The following is a 26,285-nucleotide window of genomic DNA, read 5'->3' on the forward strand; positions in this document are numbered from 1 at the left end:
CGATCCTCCCCCAACGGGGGAGGGGGACCACCCGTAGGGTGGTGGAGGGGCACAGGATGTCGGGCGCTGCGTTCGAATGCGCGTGCCCCTCCACCATGCTTCGCATGGTCCCCCTCCCCGTTCCGGGGAGGATCTGGCACGGGCCGCTCACTTCGCGCTCTCCACCGCCGCCGCCAGCCCCGCCGCCATCTTCGTGATGTCGCCCGCACCCAAGCAGATGATCATGTCGCCCGCGCCGAGTTCGCCCGTCCGAATGCTCGCGGCGAGGCTCGCGGCGAGCGCGTTCGCGTCGGCGACGACTTGTGCGTGACGGTGGCCGCGGTCGCGCAGCCCCGCGGTGAGCGTATCGGACGAAACGCCGTCGATCGGGCTTTCGCCCGCGGCGTAGACGGGGAGCGCGAGGACGATGTCGGCGTCGTTAAACGCCTGCTGGAAATCGTCCATATGATCGCGAAGGCGCGTGAAGCGGTGCGGCTGGACGACGCCGACGACGCGCCCCGCCCCCGCCCCTTCGCGCGCGGCCGACAGCACGGCGCGAATCTCGACGGGGTGGTGGGCATAGTCGTCGATGACGGTCACGATGCCCTCACCCGCCGCGATCTCGCCGACCTTGGTGAAGCGGCGCTTGACCCCCGCGAAGCCGTTGAAGCCGGTGGCGATCTTCGCGTCGCTGACGCCCATGTGGAGCGCGACCGCAATCGCCGCGAGCGCGTTCTGGACATTGTGGCGGCCCGACATCGGCAGGTGGATGCCCTCGATCGTGCGGCTATTCCCATCGCGGTCGCGCACGACGACGTCGAAGCGGTTGCCGTCGGGGCCCGGCATCACATTGGTGCCGCGCACGTCCGCTTGGGCAGAGAAACCATAGGTGATGATCCGGCGGTCGCGGATGCGCGGGATGATCGCCTGCACCTCGGGATGGTCGAGGCAGAGCATCGCGGCGCCATAGAAAGGCACATTCTCGATGAACTCGACGAAAGCGTCCTTGATCGCGTCGAAGCTGCCATAATGGTCGAGATGTTCGGGATCGATGTTGGTGACGACCGCGATCGTGCCGTCGAGGCGCAGGAAGCTGCCGTCGCTCTCGTCGGCCTCGACCACCATCCAGTCGCTGGCGCCGAGGCGCGCGTTCGAACCATAATTGTTGATGATGCCGCCGTTGATCACGGTCGGGTCGATCCCGCCCGCGTCGAGCAGCGCCGCGACGAGGCTGGTCGTCGTCGTCTTGCCGTGAGTGCCCGCGATCGCGACGGTCGATTTGAGCCGCATCAGCTCGGCGAGCATTTCGGCGCGGCGGACGAGCGGGATGCGGTGCGCGAGCGCCGCCTCGACCTCAGGATTGCCGCGCTTGACCGCGGTCGAGGTGACGACGACGGCGACGCCGTCGACATTCTCGGGGGCGTGGCCGATCGCGACGTTGATGCCGCGCCCTCGAAGGCCCTCGACGACATAGCTATCGGCGATGTCGCTGCCCTGCACCTGATAGCCGAGATTGTGCATCACCTCGGCGATCCCCGACATGCCGATGCCGCCGATGCCGATGAAGTGGATGGTGCCGATGTCGGTCGCAACGCCGCGCATCAGCGATCTCCCGCACGGGTGGCGGCGACGCCGCCCGCGACCGCGGCGGAGCGCGACGGGGTGCCGACGCGGATCACGTCCATCATCGGCGGCGCGGTGAGCGATTCGACGAGGTCGGCGAGGTCGCGCGTCGCGTCGGGAAGTCCGCAGCTCGCCGCGCGCGTCGCGGCTTCTTCGAGCGCGCCGGGCTCGAGCGCCATGCGCTGGATATGCTTCGCGACCTCGGCGGGGGTGAAAGCGGACTGCTGAAAGGCGATCGCCCCGCCCGCTTCGACGAGGTCGACGACATTCCACGTCTGATGATCGTCCATCGCGCTCGGATAGGGGACGAAGATCGCGGGGCGCCCCGCGCATGCGAGTTCGGCGACGGTCGAGGCGCCGGCGCGCGCGATGACCATATGCGCCCAGCGCAGCCGATCGGGGAAATCCTTGATATAGGACGCGCATTCGGCGGCGACGCCGAGTTCGGCATAGCGGGCGCGCACCGCTTCCAGATCATCCTCGCGGCACTGCTGGACGACCTGCAGCCGGTCGAGCAAGGCGCGCGGCAGCATCGCGATCGCGGCGGGGACGACTTCGCTGAGCACGGTGGCGCCAAGGCTGCCGCCGACGACGAGCAGGCGGAAGATGCCGTCCTCGGGCAAAGGCGGAAAACCGTCCTCGCGGATCGCGATGATCTCGTCGCGCACGGGATTGCCGGTGATGTGAAGCTTTGCCTCGTGCCCGACCGGATAACGCTGGATGTTGCGATAGGCGACCGCGACCGCGTCGACGCGCGGCGCCATCATGCGGTTGACGCGGCCGAGCACGGCATTCTGCTCGTGGAGCACGCGCGGCCGCCTGGTCGCGCCCGCAGCGAGCAGGCTGGGGAGCGAGGGATAGCCGCCGAAGCCGACGACGACCGCGGGGTCGAACTCGCGGATCAGGTCGATCGCCTGCCGCCGCCCCTTGCGGATCGCGAGCGCGGCCTTGAGCCAGCCGACGGGGCCGCCATGGACGCGCCCGGCGGGCAGGACATGCGTTTCCATCTCGGCGGGCGCACCCGGAATCTTGAGCCCGCGGTCGTCGCTGACCAGCGCGACGCGGTGGCCTCGCGCGATCAGTTCGCCCGCCAAAGCGTAGGCGGGCAACATATGTCCCCCCGTCCCGCCGGCGGCGAGAAGGAAGTGGCGAGTTGCGCTCATTTCTTGTTCCAGTTGCGGGTCATCGACACCCGAGCCGCATAGGGGTTTCGCCGGGTCAGCGACAAGAGCAAACCCATGCCGATCGACAGAGCGATGAAAGACGAGCCGCCGTAGGAGATGAAAGGCAGCGTCATCCCCTTTGACGGGAATATCTGCGTGTTCACCCCCATGTTGATCACCGCCTGTCCGCCGAACTGCGCGATCAGCCCGGCGACCGCGAGGATCAGGAAGCTGTCCTCCTCATCGAGCAGGCGGACGAGGACGCGGACGATGATCGCGAGATAGAGCGCGGCGATCGCGATGCACGCGATCATCCCGAACTCCTCGCCGATCACCGAAAAGATATAGTCGGTATGCGCCTCGGGCAGCTGGAACTTGGCGAGGCCGGCGCCGGGGCCGGTGCCGATCAGCCCGCCGGCGGTCAGCGTCGCATGCGCCTTGTCGACCTGAAAGCTGTCGCCCTTGTCGAACAGCCAGATGTTGATGCGCTGCTGCGCCACGGGGTAGAAGAAATAGGCGAGGATGAGGCCGGCGACGCCGGTGCCCGCGAGCATCCCCATGATCCGCATCGACAGACCCGCGACGAGCACGAGCACGAACCAGGTCGCGGCGAAGATGACCGTCTGTCCAAGGTCGGGCTGGCCCATCAACAGCAGCGCGATGACGCCGGTCAGCGCCGCGGCGAGCGGGACGACGGGCAGGCTCTGGTCGTGGAGGCGCAGCGACAGCACCCAGGCGAGCGACACCGCGAAGAAGGGTTTGAGGAATTCGGACGGCTGGAGGCGGAGCACGCCGCTGCCGAGCCAACGCTGCGCTCCGTTCACCGAGGCGCCGACGAGCGGGACGAGGAAGAGCAGGAAGAGAAAGACGATCGTGCCGTAGATAGCGAAGCGCCGCGCCTGCGGCTTGGGCAGCATCGACACCATCAGCATCACGGGGACGCCGACGATCACCCACATCAGCTGGCGATAGAAATAATAGAGCGGGTCGAGCGACGCGGTCGAGGTCGATAGCTTCTGCGCCGCGACGGGCGACGCGGCCGCGACCGCGACGAGCCCGACCGCGACGAGGATCGAGACGAGCAGCAGCAGGACGCGGTCGATTTCCCAGAACCAGAGGCCGAGCGGGGTGCGGTCGGCGCGGCTGAGGCGCGGGCCGCGGCGTTTGGTCGTACGCGTGGCCGCGATCACCGGGCGTTCGGTCGCGTCCATATTGTCCCCCCCACTCATGCCCCGAGCGCCTGTACGGCGGCGCGAAACGCATCGCCGCGCTGTTCATAATCCTTATACTGGTCGAACGAGGCGCAGGCGGGCGACAGCAGGACGATGTCGCCGGGCTCTGCCGCCGCCGCCGCCTGCTTCACCGCGGTCGCCAGATCGCCCAACTTTTCGACGGGACAAGCGTCGCCGATCTCGGCCGCGAACGTCTCCATCGCCTCGCCGATCAGATAGGCGCGCTTGACGTGGCCGAACCAGGGGCGGCAGGCGGCGAGCCCGTCGCCCTTCGCCTGCCCGCCGGCGATCCAGTGCAAACGCTGGTCCGGCGCCGGCGGGAATGCCGCCAGCGCCGGTGCAGCGGAAGCCGCGTTGGTGGCCTTGCTGTCGTTGAACCAGCGGACACCATCGGCTTCGCCGACCAATTCCATACGGTGCGGCAGCGACTTGTAGGTCGCGAGGCCGCGTTCGATCTGTTCGTCGTTCAATCCCAGCACGCGGCATACGGCGATCGCGCAGACGGCGTTCTGCGCGTTGTGCGGGCCTTGAAGTGCGGGCCAACGGGCTTGATCGACGGGGTCGATGTCCTTGCCCGAGACGCGGTGGAGGCGATGGTTGATGCGGCTGGCGATCATCTTCGACGGATCGTCGTCGACCGCGACGATCGCGACCTGATCGCGGTGCTGAAGGCTGAACAGCCGCGCTTTCGACGCCGAATAGCCGGCGAAGCCGTCGTAGCGATCGAGGTGATCGGGGCTGAGGTTGGTGAGTAGCGCGACGTCGCACGCGAGACTGTGCGAAAGGTCGATCTGGTAGCTCGACAGTTCGAGGACGTAAACGCCGCCTTCGGGCAAAGGCTCGCGCGTCAGGATCGGCAGGCCGATGTTGCCGCCCATCAGCGTCGGCACGCCGGCACTTTCGAGCATGTGGGCGACGAGCGCGGTGACGGTCGACTTGCCGTTGGTGCCGGTGATGCCGACGGTCTTGTGCGGCGGCAGGTCGCCCTCGGCTTCGGCAAAAAGTTCGATGTCGCCGATGACGGGAACATGGGCTTCGCGCGCGTGCGCGGCGATCGGGTGGCGGTTGAGCGGCACGCCGGGCGAGACGACGACCCCCGCGAAACCGACGAGGTCGATCTCGAGCGGGTTGCCGATGTCGGCGCCCAATGCCATCGCATCGTCGCGCGCCTCCTCGCGCTCGTCCCAGGCGGTGACGCCCGCGCCGCTGGCCACGAGCGCCTCGACCGTCGCGAGCCCCGAGCGCGCCAGCCCCAGCACCGCATAGCGGCGACCGGCAAAGGCGCGCGAGGTGATCACCGGAGCTTCAAGGTCGCGAGCCCGGCCAGCGCGAGGACGATCGAGACGATCCAGAAGCGGATGACGACGGTCGATTCGGGCCAGCCCAATTGCTCGAAATGATGGTGGATAGGCGCCATGCGAAAGACGCGCTTGCCGGTGCGCTTGTACCAGAAGACCTGGATGATCACCGACAAGGCCTCGACCACGAACAGCCCGCCGACGAGGACGAGGACGAGTTCGTGCTGCGCGGTCACCGCGATCGTCGCGAGCGCGCCGCCGAGCGCAAGGCTGCCGGTATCGCCCATGAAGACGGCGGCGGGGGGCGCGTTGAACCACAGGAAGGCGAGGCAGGCGCCGATGATCGCGGCGGCGAACACAGCAAGCTCGCCCGCGCCGGGGACGTGCGGGATGCCGAGATAGCCCGCGAACTTCGCATTGCCCGAGAGGTAGACGATGACGAGGAAGGTCAGGCTGGCGATGATCACCGGGAAGGTCGCGAGCCCGTCGAGCCCGTCGGTGAGGTTCACCGCGTTACCGAAGCCGACGATCAGCACCATCGCGAAGACATAATAGAGCGGTCCGAGCGGGATATAGACGTCGGTAAAAAAGGGCAGATAGAGGTCGGTGCCGGTGCGCGAGACGATCAGCAGAACCGCGACCCCCGCGATCAGGAATTCGATAAGCAGGCGAATGCGGCCCGGAATGCCGCGGTGGCTGGCCTTGGTCACCTTGTCATAATCGTCGAGAAAGCCGACGACCGCGAAACCCGCGGTGACGAAGAGACATGCCCAGACGAAGCGGTTGGAGAGATCCATCCACAGAAGCGCCGAGATCATCAGCGAAATGAGGATCATCAGCCCGCCCATCGTCGGTGTGCCCTTTTTGGCGAGGTGGCTTTGCGGGCCATCGTCGCGGATCGGCTGCCCCTTCCCCTGCCGCGTCCGCAGCATCAGGATGAAGCGCGGGCCAATCCACAGGCCGAGGATCAGCGCGGTCGCGACCGCCGCGCCCGAGCGGAAGCTCAGGTAGCGAATGAGGTTGAGCGCCCCCGGAAAGCCTAGCCATTCCGCCAGCCAATAAAGCATCAATAATCCCCGCTGGTCAGCGCCGTCACGACATGCGACAGCCCGACGCTGTTCGACCCCTTGACCAGCACGGCGTCGCCGGCGCGGATCAGGTCACCGAGCCGCCCTACCGCGGCCGATTGCGCGGGCACATGCTCGAAATCGACGCGGCCCTCAAGCGCTTTGGCGAGCGGCGCCATCTCTTCGCCGACAAGCAGGGCGAATTGCACTCCGGCCGCGACGAGCGGAGCCGCGAGGCCCGCATGCCAGGCCTCTCCGCCCGCCCCGAGTTCCTTCATCGCGCCGAGAATCGCGACCTTGCGGTCCGCGGATTCGGTGCCGAGTTGATCGATCGTCGCCGCCATCGACGCGGGGTTGGCGTTATAGCTTTCGTCGATGACGAGGATCTGGCCGCCGGGCACGTCGACGCGGTGGCGCGCGCCGCGGCCCGCGAGCCCGCCCATTTCGGCGAAGGCGAGCCCCGCCGCGGGCAGGTCGCCGCCGACCGCCTTCACCGCGGCGAGCACCGCGAGCGAATTGGCGACCCAATGCGCGCCGGCCTGCGCGATGGTGAAGCAGAGGAGCGATTCCTGCACCTGCGCGGTGACGAGCGAGCCGCCCTGCCCGTCGGGCAGCCAGTCGACCGCGCGGACGTCGGCGCCCTCGTTCAGCCCGAAGCTGACGATGTGCGCGGCATGCCGTTCGGCCTTGGCGCGCAGGCGCGCATAATGCGGGCTGTCGAAGGGAATGATCGCGGTGCCGCTGGGCTCGAGCCCTTCGAAAATCTCGGCCTTGGCGTCGGCGATCGCTTCTTCGCTGCCGAAAAATTCCATATGTGCCGGCGCAATCGTCGTGACGATCGCGACGTGCGGGCGCACCATGCGCGTCAGCGCGGCAAGCTCGCCCGCGTGGTTCATGCCCATTTCGAAGATGCCGTAATCGGCGCTGCTCGGCATGCGCGCGAGGCTGAGCGGCACGCCGACATGATTATTGTAGCTTTTGACCGAGCGGTGCGCCTTGCCGGGACGGAAGCGATCGAGCGCGGCGAACAGCGCCTCCTTCGTCCCCGTCTTGCCCGCCGATCCGGTGACGCCGATGATGCGGCCATGGCTGCGCGCGCGCGACGCGATGCCGAGCGCGTTCAGGGCGGCGGCGCTGTCGGCGACGCGGACATGCGGATGGTCGATTAAGGTTTCGCAGATGATGCCCGCGGCGCTCGCCGCGATCGCCTTGTCGATGAAATCATGCCCGTCGGCGCTCTCGCCCTTCATCGCGATGAAGAGATCGCCCTTCGTCACCTCGCGCGAGTCGAAGGCGACGCCCTGCACGGTGAAGTCGGCGCTGGCGGTGCCTCCGCAAGCCGTCGCGATGGCGCGCGCGGTCCAGAGCGGGTTCATGCGGCCTCCTCGCGTGCGACGGTGACGTCGTCGAAGGGAATGACGCGCATCGCGTCGCCGCGTCCGACGATCTGGCCCTGTTCGTGCCCCTTGCCCGCGATGCAGACGATGTCGTCGGCGCGCGCCTCGGCGATCGCGGCGGCGATCGCGGCGCGGCGGTCGCCGATCACCCGCGCATCGGGTGCGGCGGCGGCGATCGCATCGCGGATGAAGGCGGGATCTTCGCCGCGCGGATTGTCGTCGGTAATGACGAGCACATCGGCCTTGGCGGCGGCGACCCTGCCCATTTCGGGCCGCTTCGCCTGGTCGCGGTCGCCGCCGGCGCCGAAGACGAGGATCAGGCGGCCGCTCGCGTGCGGGCGCAGCGCGTCGAGCGCCGCCTCGATCGCGTCGGGGGTGTGCGCGTAATCGACATAGACCGGCGCGCCCGCGCGGGTGATGGCGGCGCGTTCGAGCCGCCCGCGCACCGGCTGGAGCCGCGCGAGATTGGCGAGCGTTTGCGCCGCGTCGCCGCCGGTCGCGATGACGAGCCCGGCGGATACCAAAGCATTGGCGACCTGATAGGCGCCGATCAGCGGCAGATCGACCTTTTGGGTGAGGTCGCCTGCGGCGATGACGAGCGACTGGCCGAGCTGGGTCGGCGCGCGCGAGACGAGGCGGAGCCTTTCGCCCTGCGTGCCGACGGTCAGCAGGCGGATGCCGCGGGCCGCCACCGCGTCGATCACGGCGGGCGAATAGTCATCGTCGGCCCAGACCACCGCCGCGCCGCCCCCCTCGACCACTTCGGCGAAGAGGCGGAGCTTGGCCTGAAGATAAGCTTCCATCGTGCCGTGATAGTCGAGATGATCGTGGCTGAGGTTGGTGAAGGCGGCGGCCTTCACCGACAGCCCCTCGGTGCGATACTGGTCGAGGCCGTGGCTCGACGCCTCGAAAGCCGCATGGGTGACGCCCTCGGCAGCAAGACCCGACATGTTCGACAGGAAGGTGACGACGTCGGGCGTCGTCAGCCCGGTCGAGGCGCTCTCCAGCGAGGTCGTGATGCCGAGCGTGCCGATCGATGCGGCGTTGAAGCCGGCCATGCGCCACAGCTGGCGCGTCATTTCGACGGTCGAGGTCTTGCCGTTGGTCCCCGTCACCGCGACGCAAGTCGCCGGGAAACGGTGAAAGAAGCGCGCGGCGATATGCGCGAAGGCGCGGCGCGGATTGGCGTCGGCGACATGTACCGCCCCCTCGACCTTCGCTTCGGCGCGCGCGACGACCGCAACCGCGCCCGATGCGACCGCAGCCGGGATGAAATCCTCGCCGTTGAATTTTTCGCCGACGAAGGCACCGAAAATCGTGCCCGGCGCGACCTTGCGATGATCGATCGCGAGCCCCGTCACCACGGGATCGCTGCCCTCCAGCGCCTGATCGTCGAGCAGCGCGGCGAGCCGCATCAGTGCGTTTCCTCGCCTCTGCGCAGCAGCGGGAGGAGTTCGGAGACGTCGACGTCGCGGCTTTCGTCGGGGAAGACGCCGAGCATCGGACCCGCACGCGTCACGACCTTGCGCACCACCGGTGCCGCAGTCCAGCCCGCGGTGCGCTGGCCCGAACTATAGGCATTGCCCTTGGGCTCGTCGATCATCACGAGCACGATATAGCGCGGATTGTCCATCGGGAAGGCCGCGGCGAAGGTCGAGACGAGTGAATGGCGACGATAGCCGCCCGCGCCCGGCTTTTCGGCCGATCCGGTCTTGCCCCCGACGCGAAAGCCCGGGGCGTCCGCCTGCTTGCCGGTGCCATCCGAAACGATCAGGCGCAGCAACTGGCGCATCCGCGCGCTGGTCGACGCCTTGAACACGCGGCGCCCCTGCGGCGGCGGCTTGTCGCCGAGCTTGAGCATCGTCGCGGGACGATAAAGGCCGCCGTTGACGAGCGCGGCATAGGCGCTCGCGAGATGCAGCGGCGTCACCGCGATGCCGTGCCCATAGCTGGTCGTCATCGTCGTCACCCGGCCCCAATTCTTGGGCCAGAGCGGGAAGGCGCGTTCGTGGAGTTCGATTTCGGGGCGCTTGTCGAAATCGAGGCTGCGGAACAGCGCTTCCAGCTTTTCGCGCCCCAGCTCGTCGGCGATGCGCGCGGTCGCGATGTTCGAGCTTTCGATCAGCGTCTCGGGCACATTATACCAGCGGCCGGGGTGGCTGTCGCGAATGCGGAAGCCCGCGATCGGGAGCGGCGCCGTCGCGTCGTAGCGGCGCGCCATGCTCGTCACCGTGCCGGCGTCGATCGCGGCGCCGATCGACAGCGGCTTGAAGGTCGAGCCCAGCTCGTAGAGATTATAGGTGACGGCGTTGCGGCGCGTCGTCGGGTCGCTGCCCGTCAGCTTGTTCGGATTATAGGTCGGCAGCGAGGTCATCGCGGCGACTTCGCCGGTGTGAACGTCGAGGATGATGCCCGCGCCGCCGATCGCTTCCAGATTGGTGACCGCCGCGCTCAGCTCGCTTTCAAGCACGCCTTGCACGCGCGCGTCGATCGACAGCGCCAGCGGCTCGCCGCGCGTCGCCTCGTCGATCAGCCGCTGGTCGAACGCGCCTTCCACCCCCGTCACGCCATGGCCGTCGGCGTTGATGAAGCCGAGCACATGCGCCGCGAGGGTCAGCTGGGGATAGAGGCGTTCCTTTTCGCGCGGGAAGTCGAAGCCAACGTCGCCGATCGCGTTCACCGCCGCGACCTGATCGGGCAGCGCGCGGCGGCGGATATAGGTCGGACGCGGCCCGGTCAGCTTTGCCAGCAAGTCCTGGCGCGTCATGTCGGGAAAGATCTTGTGCAGTTCGGCCGCCAGATATTGCCGGTCGTTGAGCAGTTTCGACGGCACGACGCGGATCGAATAGCCGTCGATCGTGCGCGCGAGCGGCACGCCGTTGCGGTCGACGATGTCGGCGCGCGCCGGGACGAAGGCCGTCGCCGCCGAACGGCCCGACGAGGGATCGAACAGCGCGAAATAAAGGAGGCGCACCGACACAACCAAAAATGCCGCCATGAACAGCAGCATCAGGATCATCAAACGTTGCTGCGCGGTCAGCAATATCTGCTGCCGCACCCCAGCGGTTCGAACCCGGGTCGGACGGACGACCAGCGTGTTCATCGGCCGGGCTTTCCTCCCGCCGCTTCAATGGCGGCCGCGCGCTTCAAATCGGCGAGCGTCGATTCGGCGAGCAGCTGGTCCTCGATCATCTTGAGCTGTTCGCGGCGGCGCGTCGGCGCCATGCGCGGGGTGACGTCGCTGCGCACGCCGGTATCGGCCTGCGCGAGCTGGACGGGCTTCGCGGCGACGGGCTTTGCTGCCGCGGGCTTCGTCACGGCAGGCTCGCTTGCGACCGGGCTTTCCTTCGGCGCGGCCGGCACCGCGACCGGCGAGACCATCGCCATCAGCACCGGCGCCACCTCGTTGGCGCCGCGCGCGCGCGGCAGCCGGTCGAGCGAGGCGAGCTGGCGTTCGTTTTCCAGATATTGCGCGGCGTCGGGCGCCGAATAGCCGAAGGTATCGGCGTTCCACTGTTCGAGCTGGCGCATCGAGGCGCGCACCGCGAGTTCGGATTCGAGGTAGCGGATATTGTCGCGCGCCCGGATGATGTCGCGCTCGATGCGCGTCAGTTCGCTGCGCGTCGCCGCGACCTTGAGCGACACGGGATAGAGCATCATCGCGAAGATGAGCACGAGCAGGACCAGGCCGATTCCCTGGAGCTTGCGGGCCGCCATCAGCATGACATCGCCTCCTTCATCGAACTATCCGGCCCTGAATTTCCGTGCCAGGCGGGTGCCGCGGTGCGGACCGCGCTGCGCAGCGTCGCCGAACGGGCGCGCGGATTGCGCGCTTCCTCTTCCTTGCCGGGGCGTATCTTGCGCGCCGGCGTCTCGAAGGTTGCGGCCCGCGCCAGAGGGATCGGCGCGGGCCGGTGACGCGAACCCGCGGCATCGCCACCGCTGCGTTCGCGCAGGAAATTCTTCACGATACGGTCCTCGGTACTGTGAAAGCTGACGACGGCGAGCCGGCCACCGGGGCGCAGCAGCCGTTCGGCGGCGGAAAGGCCCGCGACCAGCTCGTCGAGTTCGCTATTGATGTGGATGCGGATCGCCTGAAAGCTCTTGGTCGAGGGATCCTTCGGCGCGCCGGGCGGATGGCGCAGCGCCTTGCGGATCACGGTCGCGAGTTCGGCGGTGCGGGTCAGCGGGCGCGCGGCGACGATCGCGCGCGCGACGCGGCGCGACTGGCGCTCGTCGCCATAGTGGAAGAGGACGTCGGCGATCTCGGTCTCGTCGGCGCGGTTGAGCCAGTCGGCGGCGCTTTCGCCCTCCTGCGCCATGCGCATGTCGAGCGGGCCGTCCTTCTGGAACGAAAAGCCGCGCTCGCCCTGGTCGAGCTGCATCGACGAGACGCCGATGTCGAAAGTGATGCCGTCGACCGCGTCGATCCCGCGCTCGGCGAGCAGCCGGTCGATCTCGCCGAAGCGGCCGTGGACCAGCGTCAGATGACCAGCGGCTTCGGCGACAAGCGCCTGCCCTTCGGCGATCGCGTCGGGGTCGCGGTCGCAGGCGACGACGTCGGCGCCCGCGGCGAGCATCGCGCGGGTGTAGCCGCCGGCGCCGAAGGTCGCATCGACGTGGCGCTCACCCGGGGCAATGGCGAGCGCGGCGATGACTTCTGAGCGGAGGACCGGATCGTGGCGCGGATCGCGGGGGAGGCCGGGGATAAGGTCGGTCACTTGCGCCCTTTCCCTTTCGCCTGATCCCACGAGGCGGCGAGGCGCTGGAGCACCGGATCGGCCTCGGCGCATTCGGCGAGCGTCGGCAGCCACCAGATTTCGAGGCGGCGGCCCGACCCCACAAAAGCCGTCGCGCCGGCATCGCCGACGCGGTCGCGGTGGATGAAGCTGGGAAGGAAACGACCGCTATCGTCGAGCGTGTAGGGCTCGGTATAGCTGAACCGCTTCTTGAACTCGGTATCCTCGTCGAAGTCGAGGTTGCGCAGCCGCGCGGTTTCGCGGTCGCGCTCGATCTCGCCGTTCAGCCGGTCATACTGATCCTGGCCATAGGCGACGAGACAGGGCAGTTTTTCGTGGAAACCGACCCAAAGCACGCGCTGGCCGTCCGCATTGAGGGGCACATTGTTGCGGAACTGAGAGGGGACGGCGATGCGCCCCTTGCCATCGATCGCGGCGAAATTGGTGCCCGCATACTGGCCGGGCGTCACAATCGCCATCGCTCTGCCCCCCGTATCCGCGCCACCGGGCAAAACTTCCCCGGCCCCGGAATCGCAGGATTCCAGCTGGTTCGGCGCGGGTGGAGAATGCCCCTCTCCGATTCCTGAGTATCAACTATAGATCGGGGTGGAAAGGGGTATTTTAGGGTAAAATAGGGAATCCAACCCCTATCGGCCGCAAAAACCGCTCGGAATTGGGTAAATAGGGTCGCGCGGCGCCGCAGCGGCACCGTCGGGCGGCTTCGATCGGGGTGAATATGGGCGAAAACGCCGACTCAGTCGGCGCGGGCGCGAATCCAGAGCGGACGGAGCACACCGGTGCCAGCGCCGGGCCACAGGCGCGCGGCGAGCCACTCCATCGTGTCGGCCCGCCGCAGATGGTCGGCGCCGGGCACGAGCGGCTGCCAGAGCGGCGCGAAGAGGAGGTCGGCGTCGCCGACGAGCCAGACCTCGCCCTCGCCGATCGGGCAGCGGGCGACGCGGCGCCCGGCGAATATCTGGCATTGCGGAGGGAGCCGATCGAAGCGGCCGGCGCTGAACAGGCGGAGGCGCGCGCCGTCGACATCGATCGCGAGCGCCGCGCCCTCGGCGCCGGGCGCCGGAGCAAGCGTGACGCCCCAATGATCGAGCAAAGGGGTGAGCAGGCTCGTCACCGGCGGGTTGCGCGGATCGCCGAGCGGATGGCGCGCCGGCCAGCCCGACAGCGCGTCGGCGAGGACGACCGCCCGCCCGCCGCCGCGCACGAAGGCGTTGATCGCGACCAGTTCCTGCGGCGCGAGCGCGCGCGGATGCGCGAGCAGCAGCGTTCCGCCGGGGGGCGGGACATGATCGGCGAGGCTGTCGACGAGCGACACCGGGCCGGCCGCGGTCAGCCGCGCGAGCGCCGGGTCGTCATTCGTCCCCTCGGCGATCATCGCTGCGATGCCGCCGCCGCCCGACCAGCGCAAAGGCAGGCCGGTAAGCATGGTGACGGCGGGCGCACCCGCGCGTGCGGCGGCGGGGCGATAGAGGGCGGCGAGCAGCGCGTGTCCCGCCGCGAACCAGCCAGCGACGAGCGCGAACGCGGCGAGCCACGGCAGGAATGTCGGACGCGGACGCCACTGGACGACAAGATCGGTGAGCGACGCGGCAACCCCCGCCGCGACGATGATCAGCAGCAGTTGCGGCCAGCCGGCCGATCCCGCGAGCGCAAGCCCGAGCAGCGCCTGCGCCGCAACCAGAAACGCCAACATCACGAGCCAGCTACGGCGCCGCGCCGCGACGGGCTCGCGGCGCTGCCACCAGGCGAGAAGCAGCATCGGGGGCACAAGCAAGGGGACGGCGAGCGCGGGGTCGATGCGGCCGAGCAGCGCCTGCCCGCCCGCGATCCACGCGAGGGCGACGACCGTGATGGCGATAGTGAAAGCGCGCAGCACCGGCCCGCGCGATACCGCGATCACTGTTTCGACTGGCGCGCGCGCTGGAGTTCGGGGTCGGGTTCGAGATCGGGAACAGTCGCCGCCGGCGCCACCGCCTGCGGGATCTTGACCGAGGTCGCCGCATTTTCATCCTTCGACGACGACGGCGACACCGGCTGGACGCCGAGTTCCTCGAGCGGCGCGCCGACGGCGGGCTCCTCGCCGGGCATCTTCACCTCGGTCGTTGCCGCGACCTCGCCTTCGGCCCGTTCACGCGCGCGCTCGCCGATGAGCCCCGCCATACCGACGAGCAGCAATACGGTGAGCACCCCGGCGATGCCGATCTGAAGCCGCCGCATCGTGTCGTTGACGGGCGCCGTCGGCGTTGGCGGCGCGGCCTGCGGCTTGGGTGCCGAGGGGGTGTCGATCCGAACGCTCATGCCGCCTCCAGTCCTTTGCTCGCCAGCCATTCGGGGTTGTAGAGTGTCGAGAGATAGCGAAACCCGCTGTCGCAGAGGATCGTTGCGATGCGTTTACCCGAACCCAATTGCCGCGCGAGCGCCATCGCGCCGGCGACGTTGATGCCGGACGAGAGGCCGAGGCACAGCCCCTCTTCGCCCAGCAGGCGGCGAACGACGTCCAGCCCTTCGGCGTCGGAGATGCGGAACTGCGTATCGATCGGCGCGCCCTCGAGATTGGCGGTGATGCGGTTCTGCCCGATGCCCTCGGCGACGCTCGACCCTTCGGGTTTCAGTTCGCCGCACTGATAATAATTATAGAGCCCGGCGCCGTGCGGATCGGTGAGCGCGACGGTGATGTCGGGATTTTTCGCTTTCAACCCGAGCCCGGTGCCGGCGATCGTGCCGCCGGTGCCCGCGGCGCAGGTGAAGCCGTCGATGCGCCCATCCATCTGCTCCCAGATTTCCTCGGCGGTGCCGAAGATATGCGCCTTGCGGTTGGCGATATTGTCGAACTGGTTCGCCCAGATCGCATTGTCGGTTTCCTCGGCGATGCGGCGCGAGGTGTGGACGAAATGACCCGGGTTGGCGAAAGGCGCCGGCGGGACGAGCACCAGCTCGGCGCCGAGTGCGCGGATCGTCGCCATTTTTTCGGCGCTCTGATTGTCGGGCATGACGATGATCGTCTTGTAACCCAAGGCGTTGGCGACGAGCGCCAGTCCGATGCCGGTGTTGCCCGCCGTCCCCTCGACGATCGTACCGCCGGGGCGCAGGCTGCCGTTCGCTTCGGCGTCGCGGACGATATAGAGCGCGGCGCGGTCCTTCACCGATCCGCCGGGATTGGCATATTCGCACTTGCCCCAGATTTCGCAGCCGGTGGCTTCGCTCGGCCCTTTCAGCAACACCAGGGGCGTATTACCGATGAGGTCGAGGCTGTTTGCAGCAATAGTCATGCCCATGATCTAGGGCGGCGCCCGCGGCCCCGCAAGACAGCTTCGCTTGCGCCGCCGATGATCGGCCTTGTCGACCAACGGGCCCCGCGGCCCGACGAACGACAGGTTTGGCGAGCGTCGGGGGTTGCGACTGTGACAGTATATCATTACTGACGCGCCATCTGGTCGCCATAATTACAGGACTCTCTCCCCATGCGTTTGCTTTGTTCCGCCGGTTTTACCTTTGCCCTCTTCCTGGCCGCCCCGGCCTTTGCACAGGACAGCGCGGCGGCCAGCAGCGACGACGATGTGCATTCCGGCGGGCCGATCGTCGTCACCGCGCCCTATGTCCGCAGCCTCGACATCCTCGGCAATGTATCGGTGCTCGAGGGTGACGAACTGGCGCGCGACATTCGCGGTCAGATCGGCGACACTTTGACGCGCCAGCCGGGCGTATCGGCGACGAGCTTCTCCCCCGGCGCGTCGCGCCCCGTCCTCCGCGGCTTTTCGGGCGAGCGCGTCAAGATCCTGACCGACGGTATCGGATCGATCGACGCATCGAACACGTCGGCGGATCACGCCGTGACGATCGACCCGCTGACCGTCGAGCGCATCGAAATCCTGCGCGGCCCCGCCGTGCTGCTGTTCGGCAGCCAGGCGATCGGCGGCGCGGTGAACATGTTCGACCGCCGCATCCCGCGCAAAGTCCCCGCCGACCATGTCCATATCGACGCGATCGGCGGCTATGCGACCGCGGCGAACGACCGCAATGTCGGCGGCTCGATCGACGTCGCGCTGAGCCCGCAGATCGTCGCGCATCTCGACGGCAGCTGGCGCAAGACGGGCGACACGCGCTCGGGCGGCTTCGTCTATGCCCCCGATATTCGCGGCGACCTGCTCCACCTGGCGGAACATGAAGTCGAAGAGGGGCATCTCGACGAAGCGGCCGAGCTGACCGAACAGGCGGGCAAGCGCGGCAAGATCGACAATACGCAAAGCGAGACCTGGACCGCCGGCGGCGGGATTTCGCTGATCAACGACGGCGGCCAGCTTGGCATTTCGATCGGCTATTTCGACACCAATTATGGCGTTCCCGCGCGTCCGAACACCGCGCACGATCATGGCGGCGAAGAGGAAGAGGGCGGCCACGATCATGGCGAAGGCCCCGTCACCATCGGCATGAAGCAATGGCGCGCCGACCTGCGCGGTGAAGTCGAGCTCGGCGACGGATTTTTCGACAAGCTGCGCATCCGCGCGGGCTTCGCCGATTACAAGCACACCGAGTTCGAAGGCGACGAGATCGGCACGATCTTCACCAACCAGGGCGTCGAAGGCCGGCTGGAGCTGGCACAGAACGACCGCGGCGGCTGGCGCGGCGCGAGCGGCGTGCAGTACAGCCACCGCGATTTCAACGCGGTCGGCGCCGAAGCCTTTGTGCCGCGCAATCTGACCGACCAGTTCGCGCTCTTCACGCTGCAGGAATATACCGCGGGTCCACTCGGCCTCGAGGCCGCGGCGCGGTATGAAAAGACCAATGTGCGCGCGCAGACGCTGGGCTTCGAACGCAATTTCGATAGCTTCTCGGGCGCGCTCGGCGCGACATACGACATCTTCGAAGGCGCGAAATTCGGCGTCTCGGTATCGCGCGCGGTGCGCGCGCCGTCGGCCGAGGAGTTGCTGTCGAACGGCCCGCACATCGCGACGCAGAGCTTCGAACTCGGCGATCCCAATTTGAAGCGCGAATCGAACTGGGGCGCCGAAGCCTCGTTTAAGATCAAGACCGACGGCTTCAACCTCAGCCTCACCGGCTATTCGAACTGGTTCGACAATTTCATCTATTCGGCCGCGACGGGCGCGGAAGAAGATGAATTGCCCGTCTTCCAATATTTTCAGCGCGACGCGCGCGTCTATGGCTTCGAGGCCGAGGCGAGCGCGCGGCTGGCGCAAATCGGCGGTTTCAACATCGTCGGCGACGTGACCGCCGATATGACGCGCGCCAAGATCAAGAATGCCGGGCTCGACCGCAATATCCCGCGCATTCCGGCGCTGCGCGTGCTCGGCGGGCTCGAAGCGCAGGGCGAGCGCGTCGATGCGCGCGTCGAGGTCGAATGGACCGACGATCAGGCGCGCGTCGCGCAGTTCGAGACGCCGACCGACGGCTTCACCTTGGTCAACGCCTCGCTCAGCTGGCGCCCGCTGCCCGATACGAAGAATCTGACGCTCATGCTCTCGGCGAACAATATCTTCGACGTCGAGGCGCGCCGCCACGCGAGCTTCACCAAGGATTATGTGCCGCTGGCGGGACGCGATTTCCGTCTGACGGCGCGGGCGAGTTTCTAAACCCCGATCGTCTTTGACCGAAAATGTCGTGTGCTCCCGCGAAGGCGGGAGCCCATCTCCGGTCGGTGCCAGTTTGAACCGGCAGGAGATGGGTCAGCATCGGGTTGAACATGCCCCGCATGTTCAAGGATCGTCCGGGGGACGATCCGACCCGATGCTCCTTCGCGGGGACACGGCGTTTCATTCAAAGTGATGATGTTTATGCTCCGTCGACCCCGATCAGGGCGCGAGCAGCTTGCGCTTGTTCCAGTAGATCGAGGTTGCGGCGGCATAGGCACCGACCTTTTCCCAGACCGCGCCGTCGACCTTGTCGATGTCGACCCCGGCTTCGACATAGGCCTGAACGATCTCCATGATCTGCTCTTCGGTCATGCCGGTCGAGAGGTCCGGATTCGCGCCGATGGGTCCGAAATCGAGCGCCTTGTCGGCGACCGCCGGCGACAGGCCGAGCTTGGCGATGTCGTTCGCCAGCCATTCGCGCGAAACGCGCGCGAGGTTATAGTCGAAATAAGGACCCTTTTGTTCGGCGGTGACGCCGTGGCGCGCGACGCAGGCGTCGGCAATGCTCGCGAGCTGCTTGAAAAGGGCTTCGCGCGACGCCTCATCGCCGCCGCCCGCCATCGCCTCGCCGATTGCCTCTTTCGTGTCACCTGGCACCGACAGGGCGACGCAATCGAGCTTCTCACCCTCCTGCGCCGCGGCCGCGCCGGGCAAGGCCGCGAGCATAAATGCGACGCCCGCCATCAAAGCCTTGATCATCGACTCGTCTTTCTATCGGGAGGGATCGCCCCTCAGGACAGCATGGCCATGCCGCCGTTCACATGCAACGTCTGGCCGGTGACATAGCCCGCTTCCTTCGACGCGAGATAGACGACGGCGGCGGCGATGTCGCTGCCCTCACCCATCCGGCCCGCCGGAATGCGCTGGTTGAGCGCCTCCTTCTGCGCGTCGGGCAGGTCGTCGGTCATCGCGGTGGCGATGAAGCCCGGCGCGACGCAGTTGGCGGTGACGCCGCGACTGGCGAGTTCCTGCGCCAGCGCCTTGGTCATGCCGGTGACGCCCGCCTTCGACGCGGCATAATTGGCCTGCCCCGGATTGCCGGTCGCGCCGACGACGCTGGTGATCGAGATGATGCGCCCGAAGCGCGCTTTCATCATCGGTTTGGCCGCAGCGCGCGCGAGGCGGAAATTGGCTTCGAGGTTGATGCGGATAACGTCCATCCATTCCTCGTCCTTCATCCGCATGATCAGATTGTCGCGGGTGACGCCGGCATTGTTGACGAGAATATCGAGTTGCCCCAGCGCCTCGACCGCCGACGGCACGAGCGCATCGACCGCGGCGCCGTCGCCAAGATTGCACGGCAGCGCGACATGATCGCCGCCGAGCGTATCGCGGAAGGCGCTGAGCTTGTCGGCGTTGGACCCCGACACCGCAAGCCGCGCACCCTGCGCCGCGAGCGCCTGCGCGATGGCCGAGCCGATGCCCCCCGAAGCGCCGGTGACGAGGGCGGTCATGCCGGTGAGATCGAACATGTCTATTCTCCTGATGATTACCGGTTCACGCGGAGACGCGGAGACGCGGAGGGTTTATGATCGTTAACAATGCGACGGACGCCTTCCTTGAGCGTGGCGCCCCCGAAGTTGATGAGAAGACCAACAGATTGGCCAGTCAGACGAAGATAGGTCAACAGCTGCTTGCCATGAGCCGGGTTCAACTGTTCGACAGATTTGACCTCCACCAGCAAACAGCCGTCCACGAGCAAATCGATACGAAAAGCCGCATCGAAGCGCGCACCTTCGAAATGTATATCGATCGGCATTTGCCGATCGACCCGATATCCAAGCTCGATCAGCTTTCCGGCAAGGACCGTCTCATAGACGCTTTCCAATAAGCCCGGCCCCAAATCCCTGTGCAAGCGGAGGGACAAGTCGAGCACATCACCGCTCACGACATCTATATCCCGCACAATTCCTCCGCGTCTCCGCGTGAACTTCTTCCTTCGTAGCCTCTGCGCCTCTGCGCGAATCTATTAAAGCGTCTTCAGCAAAGCCTCGATGTCATCCATCGAAATCACGCTGACCGTCTCGACTTCGCCGCTCGCGCTGCGCTTGACCATCGGCGAGAGCACTTTGCCGCCGAATTCGACGAAGTGCGTGACGCCGATGTCTTCCATCGACGCGACGCTTTCGCGCCAGCGGACGCGGCCGGTGACTTGTTGGACGAGCAGGTCGCGGATCGTGTCGGCGTCGCTGACCGGGCTCGCGGTGACGTTGGCGACTACCGGTACCAGCGGCGGCGCGGGGGGGCTGGCGCCGAGCGCCTCGGCCATCGCATCCGCCGCCGCCTGCATCAGCGGGCAGTGGAAGGGCGCCGAGACGGGGAGCAGCACGCCGCGCTTGATACCATAGTCCTTGACCAGCGCGACCGCGCGCTCGACCGCGCCTTTGTGGCCCGAGATCACGACCTGCGACGGATCATTGTCGTTGGCGACGGTGCAGACCTCGCCCTCGGCGGCCGCATCGGCGAGCTTTTGCGCGGTGTCGATGTCGGCGCCGAGCAGCGCCGCCATCGCGCCGACGCCGACGGGGACCGCCGCCTGCATCGCCTGCCCGCGCGTCTTCAAAAGCCGCGCGGTGGTCGCGAGGTCGAAGGCGCCGGCGGCGCAGAGCGCGCTATATTCGCCGAGGCTGTGGCCCGCGACATAATCGGCCTTGGCGGCGAGCGTCACGCCGCCTTCCTTTTCAAGCACGCGCAGCGTCGCGATCGCGTTCGCCATGATCGCCGGCTGGGCATTTTCGGTGAGGGTGAGCTGGTCCTCGGGGCCTTCGCTCATCAGCTGGAACAGCTTCTGGCCGAGCGCGTCGTCGACTTCCTGAAACACTTCGCGCGCGACCGGCGAGGCGTCGAACAGCGCCTTGCCCATGCCGACCGACTGGCTGCCCTGACCCGGAAAGATGAATGCACGCATATTGCGTCCCCTAGCGTAATATTGGAATGGGCCGCGCCTATTCCTTCACCCTGCGCGATGCAAGCCGAACGGCACGACCTTATTGTCCCCATCGTGGCCGATGTCGGCGCGGCCCAGCCAGGGGATCCCGTTGCGCTCGCACCAGTAGCGCGCAATCGCTTCGGCCTCGATGCCGAATGGCCGGTCGTTCTCGGGAACATCGCTGACCCGTCCCAGTCGCAACCCCGCCAGCCCGCGCCCGGCAAGGACGCTGGTGACATGGAAAAACACGCGATCGAAGGCATAGAGATATTCGCTGACCTCCTCGACCAGCAGAATATGGCCCGACAGGTCGGGTTCGAGGGGGGTGCCGAGCATCATCGACAGCGTCATCAGGTTGAACGCCGCGTGGCGCGCGCCATGCTGCAATCCCGCCTCGCACGCCCCCGGGTCGCGGGCGACGAGCCAGTCGAGCGCGCGCTGCACCGTCACGTCGCCGCCCTCGCGCCGGATGTCGGCGACCATCGGCCCGTGCGCGACATGGTCGAAACCCTCGCGATAAAGGCAGCCCAGCAAATTGCCCTGATCCGAATAGCCGAGAAAAGCCTTGCCGCGCGCCACCGGCTCCATCGCGGCGACGGCCCTCTCCGCGATCCGGCACGCGCCATAGCCGCCGCGCGCGAACCAGATCGCATCGATGTCGGCGCGGTTCGCCATCGCCACCAGCGCGGCGAGCCGCTGCGCATCCTCGCTCGCAAAATGGCCGGCGACGGCGAAGCATTGCGGGTCGAATTCCAGTTCGACGCCGGGATAGCCGAGGCTGACGACCGCACGGACGGCCTCGGCATCGTCGGGCAATATGGGGGTGCTGGGGGCGACGATTCCGATGCGCATGGACAGGACTCTGATTTTCCGTTCGTGTCGAGCGAAGTCGAGACACCCATCGCTATGGCGCCAAGCCGAGGGGCATCTCGACTTCGCTCGATGCGAACGGGAAAGGGAATGTCGCTCCGGTTGCAAACCCTTCGCCAAAGCCATATCGCGCCGCCATGTCGGAAAACAAATCCTATTTCTTCTGCGGCATCGGCGGGTCGGGCATGTTGCCGCTCGCGATGATCGTCGCGGCGCGCGGCGCGGCGGTTGCGGGCTCGGATCGCAGCCGCGATCAGGGCCGGACGCCCGAGAAATTCGCCTGGCTGGAAGATCAGGGCATCGAATTTTTCCCGCAGGATGGCAGCGGACCGAAGGCGGGGCAGATCCTCGTCGCATCGGCCGCGATCGAGGACAGCGTTCCCGATGTCGCCGCGGCGAACGCGCTCGGGCTCGCGCGGATGACGCGCGCCGACCTGAACGCGGAGCTGTTCAACGCCGCCGACAAGGCGATCGGGGTCGGCGGCACGAGCGGCAAATCGACGGTCACGGGGATGATCGGCTGGATCCTCGAATGCACGGGCGCCAGGCCGACGGTGATGAACGGCGCGGTGATGCGCAACTTTGCGGGGGCGGAGATGCCCTTCGCGAGCGCGCTGGTCGGCGACGCCGCCATTTATGTCAGCGAGGTCGACGAAAGCGACGGGTCGATCGCGCTTTACACGCCCGACGTCGCGGTCGTGACCAACATCAGCCTCGATCACAAGAGCCTCGCCGAATTGCACGGTCTGTTCGGCGACTTCGCGGGCAAGGCGCGGGTCGCGGTCGTGAATGCCGACGACCCGGAATCGGCACCGCTGCTGCCGGCCGGCAATGTCGTGACGTTCGGCTTCGGCGATGCGGCGACGGTGCGCGGCAGCGATTTCGAGGCGCTGCCCGACGGATGCCGCTTCGCCGTCCATGCCGACGGCACCGCCTATCAGGTGAAGCTTCGTATGCCGGGCCGCCACAATGCCGCCAATGCGCTCGCGGCGATCGCGGCGGCGCACGCGGCGGGCGCAACCGTCGCGCAGGCGGTCGAGGCGCTCGCCGATTTCGCCGGCCTCGCGCGCCGTTACGAAGTGCTGGGCCAGGCGGGCGGCGTCACCGTGATCGACGATTTCGCGCATAATCCGGATAAAGTCGCCGCGACGCTCGCCGCCGTCGCCGAGTTGCCGGGTCGCGCCCTGCTCTTCTTCCAACCGCACGGCTATGGCCCGCTGCGCCAGATGGGCAAGGAACTCGCCGCCAGCTTCGCGTCGGGTATGCGCGAAGGCGATAAGCTCTATGTGTGCGATCCCGTCTATTTCGGCGGCACCGTCGACCGCAGCATCGGCAGCGAGGCGTTGGTCGCCGACATCGTCGCCGGCGGCGGTGATGCCGTCCATATGACGACCCGCGCGAACTGCGGCGCCGCGATGCTCGACGAAGCGAAACCGGGCGACCGCATCCTGATCCTCGGCGCGCGCGACGACACGCTGACCGAATTCGGGAGGGAGTTGCTCGCCCGGCTTGGCGGTTAGCCGAACGTATCTTCGATGTTGCTGATGCCCGCCTTGCGCGCCCGATAACGCCCGATACCGAAACCGACGAAGAAGACGATCGTTTCGAGGACCAGCTCGAACGCAATCGTGAAGATTATGGCGACGCTCACCGGAACCTCTCCCCCGCCCGCAATCAGGCCACCCAGTCCGCCGAACAGGCACGAAAGCAGCAGGATGACACCAGCGTGCTTCCACGCAAGCCGATCGCTGTTCATCCCCCAGCTAAACAGACCGATCAGCGCAGCAATTTCCAACATCTCATTCCCCCTCAATCCCGGCAGGGATGTTGCGCGTCACAGCAGGAGGAGCAAGCCTTTTCGGGCGTAGCCTTGCTTTCTCTCCGCGAATCTGTATAGGCGCGCTCATTCGGGGCGAGGCCACGTGCCTGTCGCCCCGTTTGTTTTGCACCAATACGCAAGACTTGACGACAGCCGGAGGGGTTTCGCGATTGGCGCGGAACCAGCGATCGGCCAAATCGAAGGAAGCGCACCATGCCGTTTTACGAGCATGTCTTTATCGCGCGTCAGGACCTGAGCCAAGCTCAGGTCGACGCGCTGGCGGAAACCGTCACCAACGTCATCGGCGAATATAAGGGCCAGGTTCACAAGACCGAGACCTGGGGCCTCAAGCAGCTCGCCTACAAGATCCAGAAGAACCGCAAGGGTCATTATGTGATGCTGTCGGCCGAAGTGTCGGGCGAAGCGATCGCAGAGATCGAGCGTCAGGCTGCGATCAACGAAGATATCATCCGCTGGCTCACCATCAAGGTCGACGAACTCGAAAAGGGTCCGTCGGTGATGATGCGCAAGCAGGAACGCCGCGGCGGCCGTGGCCGTGACCGCGACGGCGAAGAATAAGGAACAGTAGCATGGCACGACCCTTTTTTCGCCGCCGCAAGACCTGCCCCTTCACCGCGAAGGACGCACCGGTCATCGATTACAAGGACGTCCGCCTGCTCCAGGGTTACCTGTCGGAGCGCGGCAAGATCGTCCCGTCGCGGATCACCGCGGTGTCCACCAAGAAGCAGCGTGAGCTGGCGAAGGCGATCAAGCGTTCGCGCCACATCGGCCTGCTCCCCTACATCGTGAAGTAAGGAGGGCGGACCGATGGAAATCATCCTGCTCGAACGCATCGAGAAACTCGGCGGCATCGGCGATGTCGTCAACGTCAAGAACGGCTTTGCCCGCAATTACCTGTTGCCCAACAACAAGGCGCTGCGCGCGAACGACACCAACCGCAAGCTGTTCGAAGCCAACCGCGCGAAGATCGAATCCGACAACGCGGAACGCCGCGGCGAAGCCGAAGTCCGTTCCAAGGACATCGACGGCAAGCAGATCGTCCTGATCCGCCAGGCGTCGAACACCGGCCAGCTTTATGGCTCGGTTTCGGTGCGCGACATCATCGACGCGCTGGTCGAAGACGGCGTCGAAGGCGTGACCAAGTCGATGGTCGAACTCGAACGCCCGATCAAGGCGCTCGGCGTGGTCGACGTCAAGGTCAAGCTGCACCCCGAGGTCGCGGTGACCGTCGGCGTCAACGTCGCGCGTTCGCCCGACGAAGCCGAAATGCAAAGCCAGGGCATCGACGTCATCGCGGCGATGTTCGAGGAAGAACAGGCCGAGGCCGTCGCCACGGCGCTGGAACCCGACAGCGAAGACGAATTCGAAGATGCTACGGCGCCTTCGGAACTCGCTGCCGAGGAAGCTCCCGCTGCGGGCGAGGATGAAGAGGGCGAGAAGGAGTAAGCTCCTTTCCTCTCTACGAGACAGAAGAGGCTCCGGAACCCAGCGTTCCGGAGCCTTTTTCTATGGATATGGATATTCGCCCGATGACGATGTCGGCTTAGGGGTCCGGAGCTCTCGTCGCGATCCTATTAAACCCCTCGAGGGGCTTTCATCCCCTATGACCGCTACCGGTCGAATGCCGCCGATCAATAGCCCATCAGGCTCAGCACTTCCTTGCGGCTGCGCTCGTCGTCGAGGAAGCAGCCCAAGAGTCGGCTCGTCACCATGCCGACGCCCGGAGTACGCACGCCGCGTCCGGTCATGCAGCCATGCTGCGCGTCGATGACCACCGCGACGCCATGCGGGTGGAGGTTGTCCCAGATGCAGCGCGCGACTTCGGCGGTCAGCCGCTCCTGCACCTGCAACCGCCGCGCATAACCGCCCAGCACGCGCGCGAGTTTGGAAATGCCGACGACGCGGTCGCGCGGCAGATAGGCGATCGACGCCTTGCCGGTGATCGGCGCCATATGGTGCTCGCAATGCGACTGGAACGGAATGTCGCGCAGCAGCACGATCTCGTCATAGCCGCCGACCTCTTCGAAGGTGCGCGACAGATGGACCGAAGGATCCTCGTTATAGCCCTGGCAATATTCCTTCCACGCGCGCGCGACGCGGCGCGGCGTGTCGCGCAGCCCCTCGCGCGCCGGGTCGTCGCCCGCCCACTCGATCAAGGTCCGCACCGCGTCGGCGACATGGTCCGGAACCAACACCTTGCCATCCGGCCCCAACTCGACTTTGTCGCTCATCGCCCCGCTTTCACTGTTGCCATCTTGTCGCACATTTCGACGTGCCGGTGCCGATAAGCAAGGGCCGGGCGAAAAGAAATTGTCCTCCCCCGTCAACTTTACGTTGCGGAATCTTGGCTTTTTCTCTTTCCGGAGAGGCGCGGTTTCGCGTCCTTTTTTGGACTTAACAAGTGACTTGACGCTTTCGTCAACTCGGCGCACCCTTAGGCCATACAGAACTCGCTTGAGCGGGTCGTATTCCGGAGAGGCCG

At 66.8% G+C, this 26,285-nt stretch carries 26 protein-coding genes; 5 read left to right on the forward strand and 21 right to left on the reverse strand.

Features of this window, described 5'->3' with window-relative positions:
• Positions 1 to 147 precede the first annotated feature (147 nt).
• From murC to GGR90_RS00655, 14 genes are all read right to left on the reverse strand, one after another.
• Complete coding sequence (murC, locus tag GGR90_RS00590) at positions 148 to 1,581, reverse strand: UDP-N-acetylmuramate--L-alanine ligase (protein WP_167918473.1); 1,434 nt, start codon at positions 1,579 to 1,581, stop codon at positions 148 to 150.
• On the reverse strand, positions 1,581 to 2,765 hold the full coding sequence (gene murG, locus GGR90_RS00595) for an undecaprenyldiphospho-muramoylpentapeptide beta-N-acetylglucosaminyltransferase (protein WP_167918475.1): 1,185 nt from the start codon (positions 2,763 to 2,765) through the stop codon (positions 1,581 to 1,583). Before murG ends, murC begins: the two co-directional genes overlap by 1 nt.
• Positions 2,762 to 3,994 (reverse strand): FtsW/RodA/SpoVE family cell cycle protein, encoded by a 1,233-nt coding sequence (locus GGR90_RS00600; protein WP_209023521.1) that lies wholly within the window; start codon positions 3,992 to 3,994, stop codon positions 2,762 to 2,764. The genes murG and GGR90_RS00600 overlap by 4 nt, the downstream gene beginning before the upstream one ends.
• Positions 3,991 to 5,295, reverse strand: coding sequence for a UDP-N-acetylmuramoyl-L-alanine--D-glutamate ligase (murD, locus tag GGR90_RS00605; protein ID WP_167918477.1), 1,305 nt, complete (start codon positions 5,293 to 5,295; stop codon positions 3,991 to 3,993). The genes GGR90_RS00600 and murD overlap by 4 nt, the downstream gene beginning before the upstream one ends.
• A complete protein-coding gene (gene mraY / locus GGR90_RS00610) occupies positions 5,292 to 6,362 on the reverse strand; it encodes a phospho-N-acetylmuramoyl-pentapeptide-transferase (RefSeq protein ID WP_167918479.1) in 1,071 nt (356 codons plus the stop codon). The genes murD and mraY overlap by 4 nt, the downstream gene beginning before the upstream one ends.
• A complete protein-coding gene (locus GGR90_RS00615; RefSeq protein ID WP_167918481.1) occupies positions 6,362 to 7,738 on the reverse strand; it encodes a UDP-N-acetylmuramoyl-tripeptide--D-alanyl-D-alanine ligase in 1,377 nt (458 codons plus the stop codon). Before GGR90_RS00615 ends, mraY begins: the two co-directional genes overlap by 1 nt.
• Positions 7,735 to 9,174 carry a UDP-N-acetylmuramoyl-L-alanyl-D-glutamate--2,6-diaminopimelate ligase gene (locus GGR90_RS00620; RefSeq protein WP_167918483.1) on the reverse strand — a complete coding sequence of 480 codons (1,440 nt, stop codon included), beginning with the start codon at positions 9,172 to 9,174 and terminating at the stop codon, positions 7,735 to 7,737. The genes GGR90_RS00615 and GGR90_RS00620 overlap by 4 nt, the downstream gene beginning before the upstream one ends.
• The gene (locus GGR90_RS00625; RefSeq protein ID WP_167918485.1) at positions 9,174 to 10,862 is read right to left on the reverse strand and encodes a peptidoglycan D,D-transpeptidase FtsI family protein; all 1,689 of its coding nucleotides are present in this window, start codon (positions 10,860 to 10,862) and stop codon (positions 9,174 to 9,176) included. Before GGR90_RS00625 ends, GGR90_RS00620 begins: the two co-directional genes overlap by 1 nt.
• Positions 10,859 to 11,482, reverse strand: coding sequence for a hypothetical protein (locus GGR90_RS00630; RefSeq protein ID WP_245198324.1), 624 nt, complete (start codon positions 11,480 to 11,482; stop codon positions 10,859 to 10,861). Before GGR90_RS00630 ends, GGR90_RS00625 begins: the two co-directional genes overlap by 4 nt.
• Positions 11,476 to 12,468 (reverse strand): 16S rRNA (cytosine(1402)-N(4))-methyltransferase RsmH, encoded by a 993-nt coding sequence (gene rsmH / locus GGR90_RS00635; protein ID WP_167920739.1) that lies wholly within the window; start codon positions 12,466 to 12,468, stop codon positions 11,476 to 11,478. Before rsmH ends, GGR90_RS00630 begins: the two co-directional genes overlap by 7 nt.
• A gap of 8 nt (positions 12,469 to 12,476) precedes the next feature.
• A complete protein-coding gene (locus tag GGR90_RS00640; protein ID WP_167918487.1) occupies positions 12,477 to 12,977 on the reverse strand; it encodes a division/cell wall cluster transcriptional repressor MraZ in 501 nt (166 codons plus the stop codon).
• Between the two features lie 275 nt (positions 12,978 to 13,252).
• Positions 13,253 to 14,416, reverse strand: coding sequence for a Gldg family protein (locus tag GGR90_RS00645; RefSeq protein ID WP_342449865.1), 1,164 nt, complete (start codon positions 14,414 to 14,416; stop codon positions 13,253 to 13,255).
• Complete coding sequence (locus tag GGR90_RS00650; protein WP_167918489.1) at positions 14,413 to 14,814, reverse strand: hypothetical protein; 402 nt, start codon at positions 14,812 to 14,814, stop codon at positions 14,413 to 14,415. The genes GGR90_RS00645 and GGR90_RS00650 overlap by 4 nt, the downstream gene beginning before the upstream one ends.
• A complete protein-coding gene (locus tag GGR90_RS00655) occupies positions 14,811 to 15,785 on the reverse strand; it encodes a cysteine synthase A (protein WP_167918491.1) in 975 nt (324 codons plus the stop codon). The genes GGR90_RS00650 and GGR90_RS00655 overlap by 4 nt, the downstream gene beginning before the upstream one ends.
• A 192-nt stretch (positions 15,786 to 15,977) precedes the next feature.
• Here GGR90_RS00655 and GGR90_RS00660 point away from each other — a divergent pair, with 192 nt between their 5' ends.
• Positions 15,978 to 18,104 carry a TonB-dependent receptor gene (locus GGR90_RS00660; protein ID WP_167918494.1) on the forward strand — a complete coding sequence of 709 codons (2,127 nt, stop codon included), beginning with the start codon at positions 15,978 to 15,980 and terminating at the stop codon, positions 18,102 to 18,104.
• A gap of 219 nt (positions 18,105 to 18,323) precedes the next feature.
• Here the strand turns inward: GGR90_RS00660 and GGR90_RS00665 are convergent, their stop codons facing one another.
• The 5 genes from GGR90_RS00665 to GGR90_RS00685 form a co-directional block, all read right to left on the reverse strand.
• Positions 18,324 to 18,863: a hypothetical protein gene (locus GGR90_RS00665; RefSeq protein WP_167918496.1), complete on the reverse strand. Its 540-nt coding sequence runs from the start codon at positions 18,861 to 18,863 to the stop codon at positions 18,324 to 18,326.
• A 32-nt stretch (positions 18,864 to 18,895) separates the two neighbouring features.
• Positions 18,896 to 19,636: a 3-oxoacyl-[acyl-carrier-protein] reductase gene (gene fabG / locus GGR90_RS00670; RefSeq protein ID WP_167918498.1), complete on the reverse strand. Its 741-nt coding sequence runs from the start codon at positions 19,634 to 19,636 to the stop codon at positions 18,896 to 18,898.
• Between the two features lie 17 nt (positions 19,637 to 19,653).
• Entirely contained in the window at positions 19,654 to 20,070 is a 417-nt protein-coding gene (locus GGR90_RS00675) for a GxxExxY protein (RefSeq protein ID WP_167918500.1), read from the reverse strand.
• Between the two features lie 63 nt (positions 20,071 to 20,133).
• Complete coding sequence (fabD, locus tag GGR90_RS00680; RefSeq protein WP_167918502.1) at positions 20,134 to 21,072, reverse strand: ACP S-malonyltransferase; 939 nt, start codon at positions 21,070 to 21,072, stop codon at positions 20,134 to 20,136.
• A gap of 45 nt (positions 21,073 to 21,117) precedes the next feature.
• On the reverse strand, positions 21,118 to 21,945 hold the full coding sequence (locus tag GGR90_RS00685; RefSeq protein WP_167918504.1) for an LD-carboxypeptidase: 828 nt from the start codon (positions 21,943 to 21,945) through the stop codon (positions 21,118 to 21,120).
• Positions 21,946 to 22,100: 155 nt separating this feature from the next.
• Between GGR90_RS00685 and GGR90_RS00690 the strand changes: the two genes are divergently transcribed.
• Positions 22,101 to 23,483 (forward strand): Mur ligase family protein, encoded by a 1,383-nt coding sequence (locus tag GGR90_RS00690; RefSeq protein WP_167918506.1) that lies wholly within the window; start codon positions 22,101 to 22,103, stop codon positions 23,481 to 23,483.
• Here GGR90_RS00690 and GGR90_RS00695 read toward each other — a convergent pair.
• On the reverse strand, positions 23,480 to 23,758 hold the full coding sequence (locus GGR90_RS00695) for a hypothetical protein (RefSeq protein ID WP_167918508.1): 279 nt from the start codon (positions 23,756 to 23,758) through the stop codon (positions 23,480 to 23,482). The genes GGR90_RS00690 and GGR90_RS00695 overlap by 4 nt on opposite strands.
• A gap of 237 nt (positions 23,759 to 23,995) precedes the next feature.
• Here GGR90_RS00695 and rpsF point away from each other — a divergent pair, with 237 nt between their 5' ends.
• Genes rpsF through rplI form a run of 3 tightly spaced genes read left to right on the forward strand, consistent with a single transcriptional unit; the run spans position 23,996 to position 25,249 of the window.
• Positions 23,996 to 24,361 (forward strand): 30S ribosomal protein S6, encoded by a 366-nt coding sequence (gene rpsF / locus GGR90_RS00700; RefSeq protein ID WP_095386440.1) that lies wholly within the window; start codon positions 23,996 to 23,998, stop codon positions 24,359 to 24,361.
• An 11-nt stretch (positions 24,362 to 24,372) separates the two neighbouring features.
• Positions 24,373 to 24,597 carry a 30S ribosomal protein S18 gene (rpsR, locus tag GGR90_RS00705; protein WP_056346852.1) on the forward strand — a complete coding sequence of 75 codons (225 nt, stop codon included), beginning with the start codon at positions 24,373 to 24,375 and terminating at the stop codon, positions 24,595 to 24,597.
• Positions 24,598 to 24,610: 13 nt separating this feature from the next.
• Positions 24,611 to 25,249, forward strand: a complete 639-nt coding sequence (rplI, locus tag GGR90_RS00710) for a 50S ribosomal protein L9 (protein WP_167918510.1) — start codon at positions 24,611 to 24,613, stop codon at positions 25,247 to 25,249.
• 185 nt (positions 25,250 to 25,434) lie between these two features.
• Here the strand turns inward: rplI and folE are convergent, their stop codons facing one another.
• On the reverse strand, positions 25,435 to 26,034 hold the full coding sequence (folE, locus tag GGR90_RS00715) for a GTP cyclohydrolase I FolE (RefSeq protein ID WP_167918512.1): 600 nt from the start codon (positions 26,032 to 26,034) through the stop codon (positions 25,435 to 25,437).
• Positions 26,035 to 26,285: the final 251 nt, after the last annotated feature.

Origin of the sequence: Sphingopyxis italica (assembly GCF_011926545.1) — a bacterium.
Taxonomy (GTDB): Bacteria; Pseudomonadota; Alphaproteobacteria; order Sphingomonadales; family Sphingomonadaceae; genus Sphingopyxis; species Sphingopyxis italica.

What these genes read in the sequence shown, in the direction of transcription:
- murC (WP_167918473.1), bottom strand. Translation starts at nt 1,581, where the DNA reads ATGCGCGGCGTTGCGACCGACATCGGCACCATCCACTTCATCGGCATC.
- murG (WP_167918475.1), bottom strand. Translation starts at nt 2,765, where the DNA reads ATGAGCGCAACTCGCCACTTCCTTCTCGCCGCCGGCGGGACGGGGGGA.
- GGR90_RS00600 (WP_209023521.1), bottom strand. Translation starts at nt 3,994, where the DNA reads ATGAGTGGGGGGGACAATATGGACGCGACCGAACGCCCGGTGATCGCG.
- mraY (WP_167918479.1), bottom strand. Translation starts at nt 6,362, where the DNA reads ATGCTTTATTGGCTGGCGGAATGGCTAGGCTTTCCGGGGGCGCTCAAC.
- GGR90_RS00615 (WP_167918481.1), bottom strand. Translation starts at nt 7,738, where the DNA reads ATGAACCCGCTCTGGACCGCGCGCGCCATCGCGACGGCTTGCGGAGGC.
- GGR90_RS00620 (WP_167918483.1), bottom strand. Translation starts at nt 9,174, where the DNA reads ATGCGGCTCGCCGCGCTGCTCGACGATCAGGCGCTGGAGGGCAGCGAT.
- GGR90_RS00625 (WP_167918485.1), bottom strand. Translation starts at nt 10,862, where the DNA reads ATGAACACGCTGGTCGTCCGTCCGACCCGGGTTCGAACCGCTGGGGTG.
- GGR90_RS00630 (WP_245198324.1), bottom strand. Translation starts at nt 11,482, where the DNA reads ATGCTGATGGCGGCCCGCAAGCTCCAGGGAATCGGCCTGGTCCTGCTC.
- GGR90_RS00640 (WP_167918487.1), bottom strand. Translation starts at nt 12,977, where the DNA reads ATGGCGATTGTGACGCCCGGCCAGTATGCGGGCACCAATTTCGCCGCG.
- GGR90_RS00650 (WP_167918489.1), bottom strand. Translation starts at nt 14,814, where the DNA reads ATGAGCGTTCGGATCGACACCCCCTCGGCACCCAAGCCGCAGGCCGCG.
- GGR90_RS00655 (WP_167918491.1), bottom strand. Translation starts at nt 15,785, where the DNA reads ATGACTATTGCTGCAAACAGCCTCGACCTCATCGGTAATACGCCCCTG.
- GGR90_RS00660 (WP_167918494.1), top strand. Translation starts at nt 15,978, where the DNA reads ATGCGTTTGCTTTGTTCCGCCGGTTTTACCTTTGCCCTCTTCCTGGCC.
- GGR90_RS00665 (WP_167918496.1), bottom strand. Translation starts at nt 18,863, where the DNA reads ATGATCAAGGCTTTGATGGCGGGCGTCGCATTTATGCTCGCGGCCTTG.
- fabG (WP_167918498.1), bottom strand. Translation starts at nt 19,636, where the DNA reads ATGTTCGATCTCACCGGCATGACCGCCCTCGTCACCGGCGCTTCGGGG.
- fabD (WP_167918502.1), bottom strand. Translation starts at nt 21,072, where the DNA reads ATGCGTGCATTCATCTTTCCGGGTCAGGGCAGCCAGTCGGTCGGCATG.
- GGR90_RS00685 (WP_167918504.1), bottom strand. Translation starts at nt 21,945, where the DNA reads ATGCGCATCGGAATCGTCGCCCCCAGCACCCCCATATTGCCCGACGAT.
- GGR90_RS00690 (WP_167918506.1), top strand. Translation starts at nt 22,101, where the DNA reads ATGTCGGAAAACAAATCCTATTTCTTCTGCGGCATCGGCGGGTCGGGC.
- rpsF (WP_095386440.1), top strand. Translation starts at nt 23,996, where the DNA reads ATGCCGTTTTACGAGCATGTCTTTATCGCGCGTCAGGACCTGAGCCAA.
- rpsR (WP_056346852.1), top strand. Translation starts at nt 24,373, where the DNA reads ATGGCACGACCCTTTTTTCGCCGCCGCAAGACCTGCCCCTTCACCGCG.
- rplI (WP_167918510.1), top strand. Translation starts at nt 24,611, where the DNA reads ATGGAAATCATCCTGCTCGAACGCATCGAGAAACTCGGCGGCATCGGC.
- folE (WP_167918512.1), bottom strand. Translation starts at nt 26,034, where the DNA reads ATGAGCGACAAAGTCGAGTTGGGGCCGGATGGCAAGGTGTTGGTTCCG.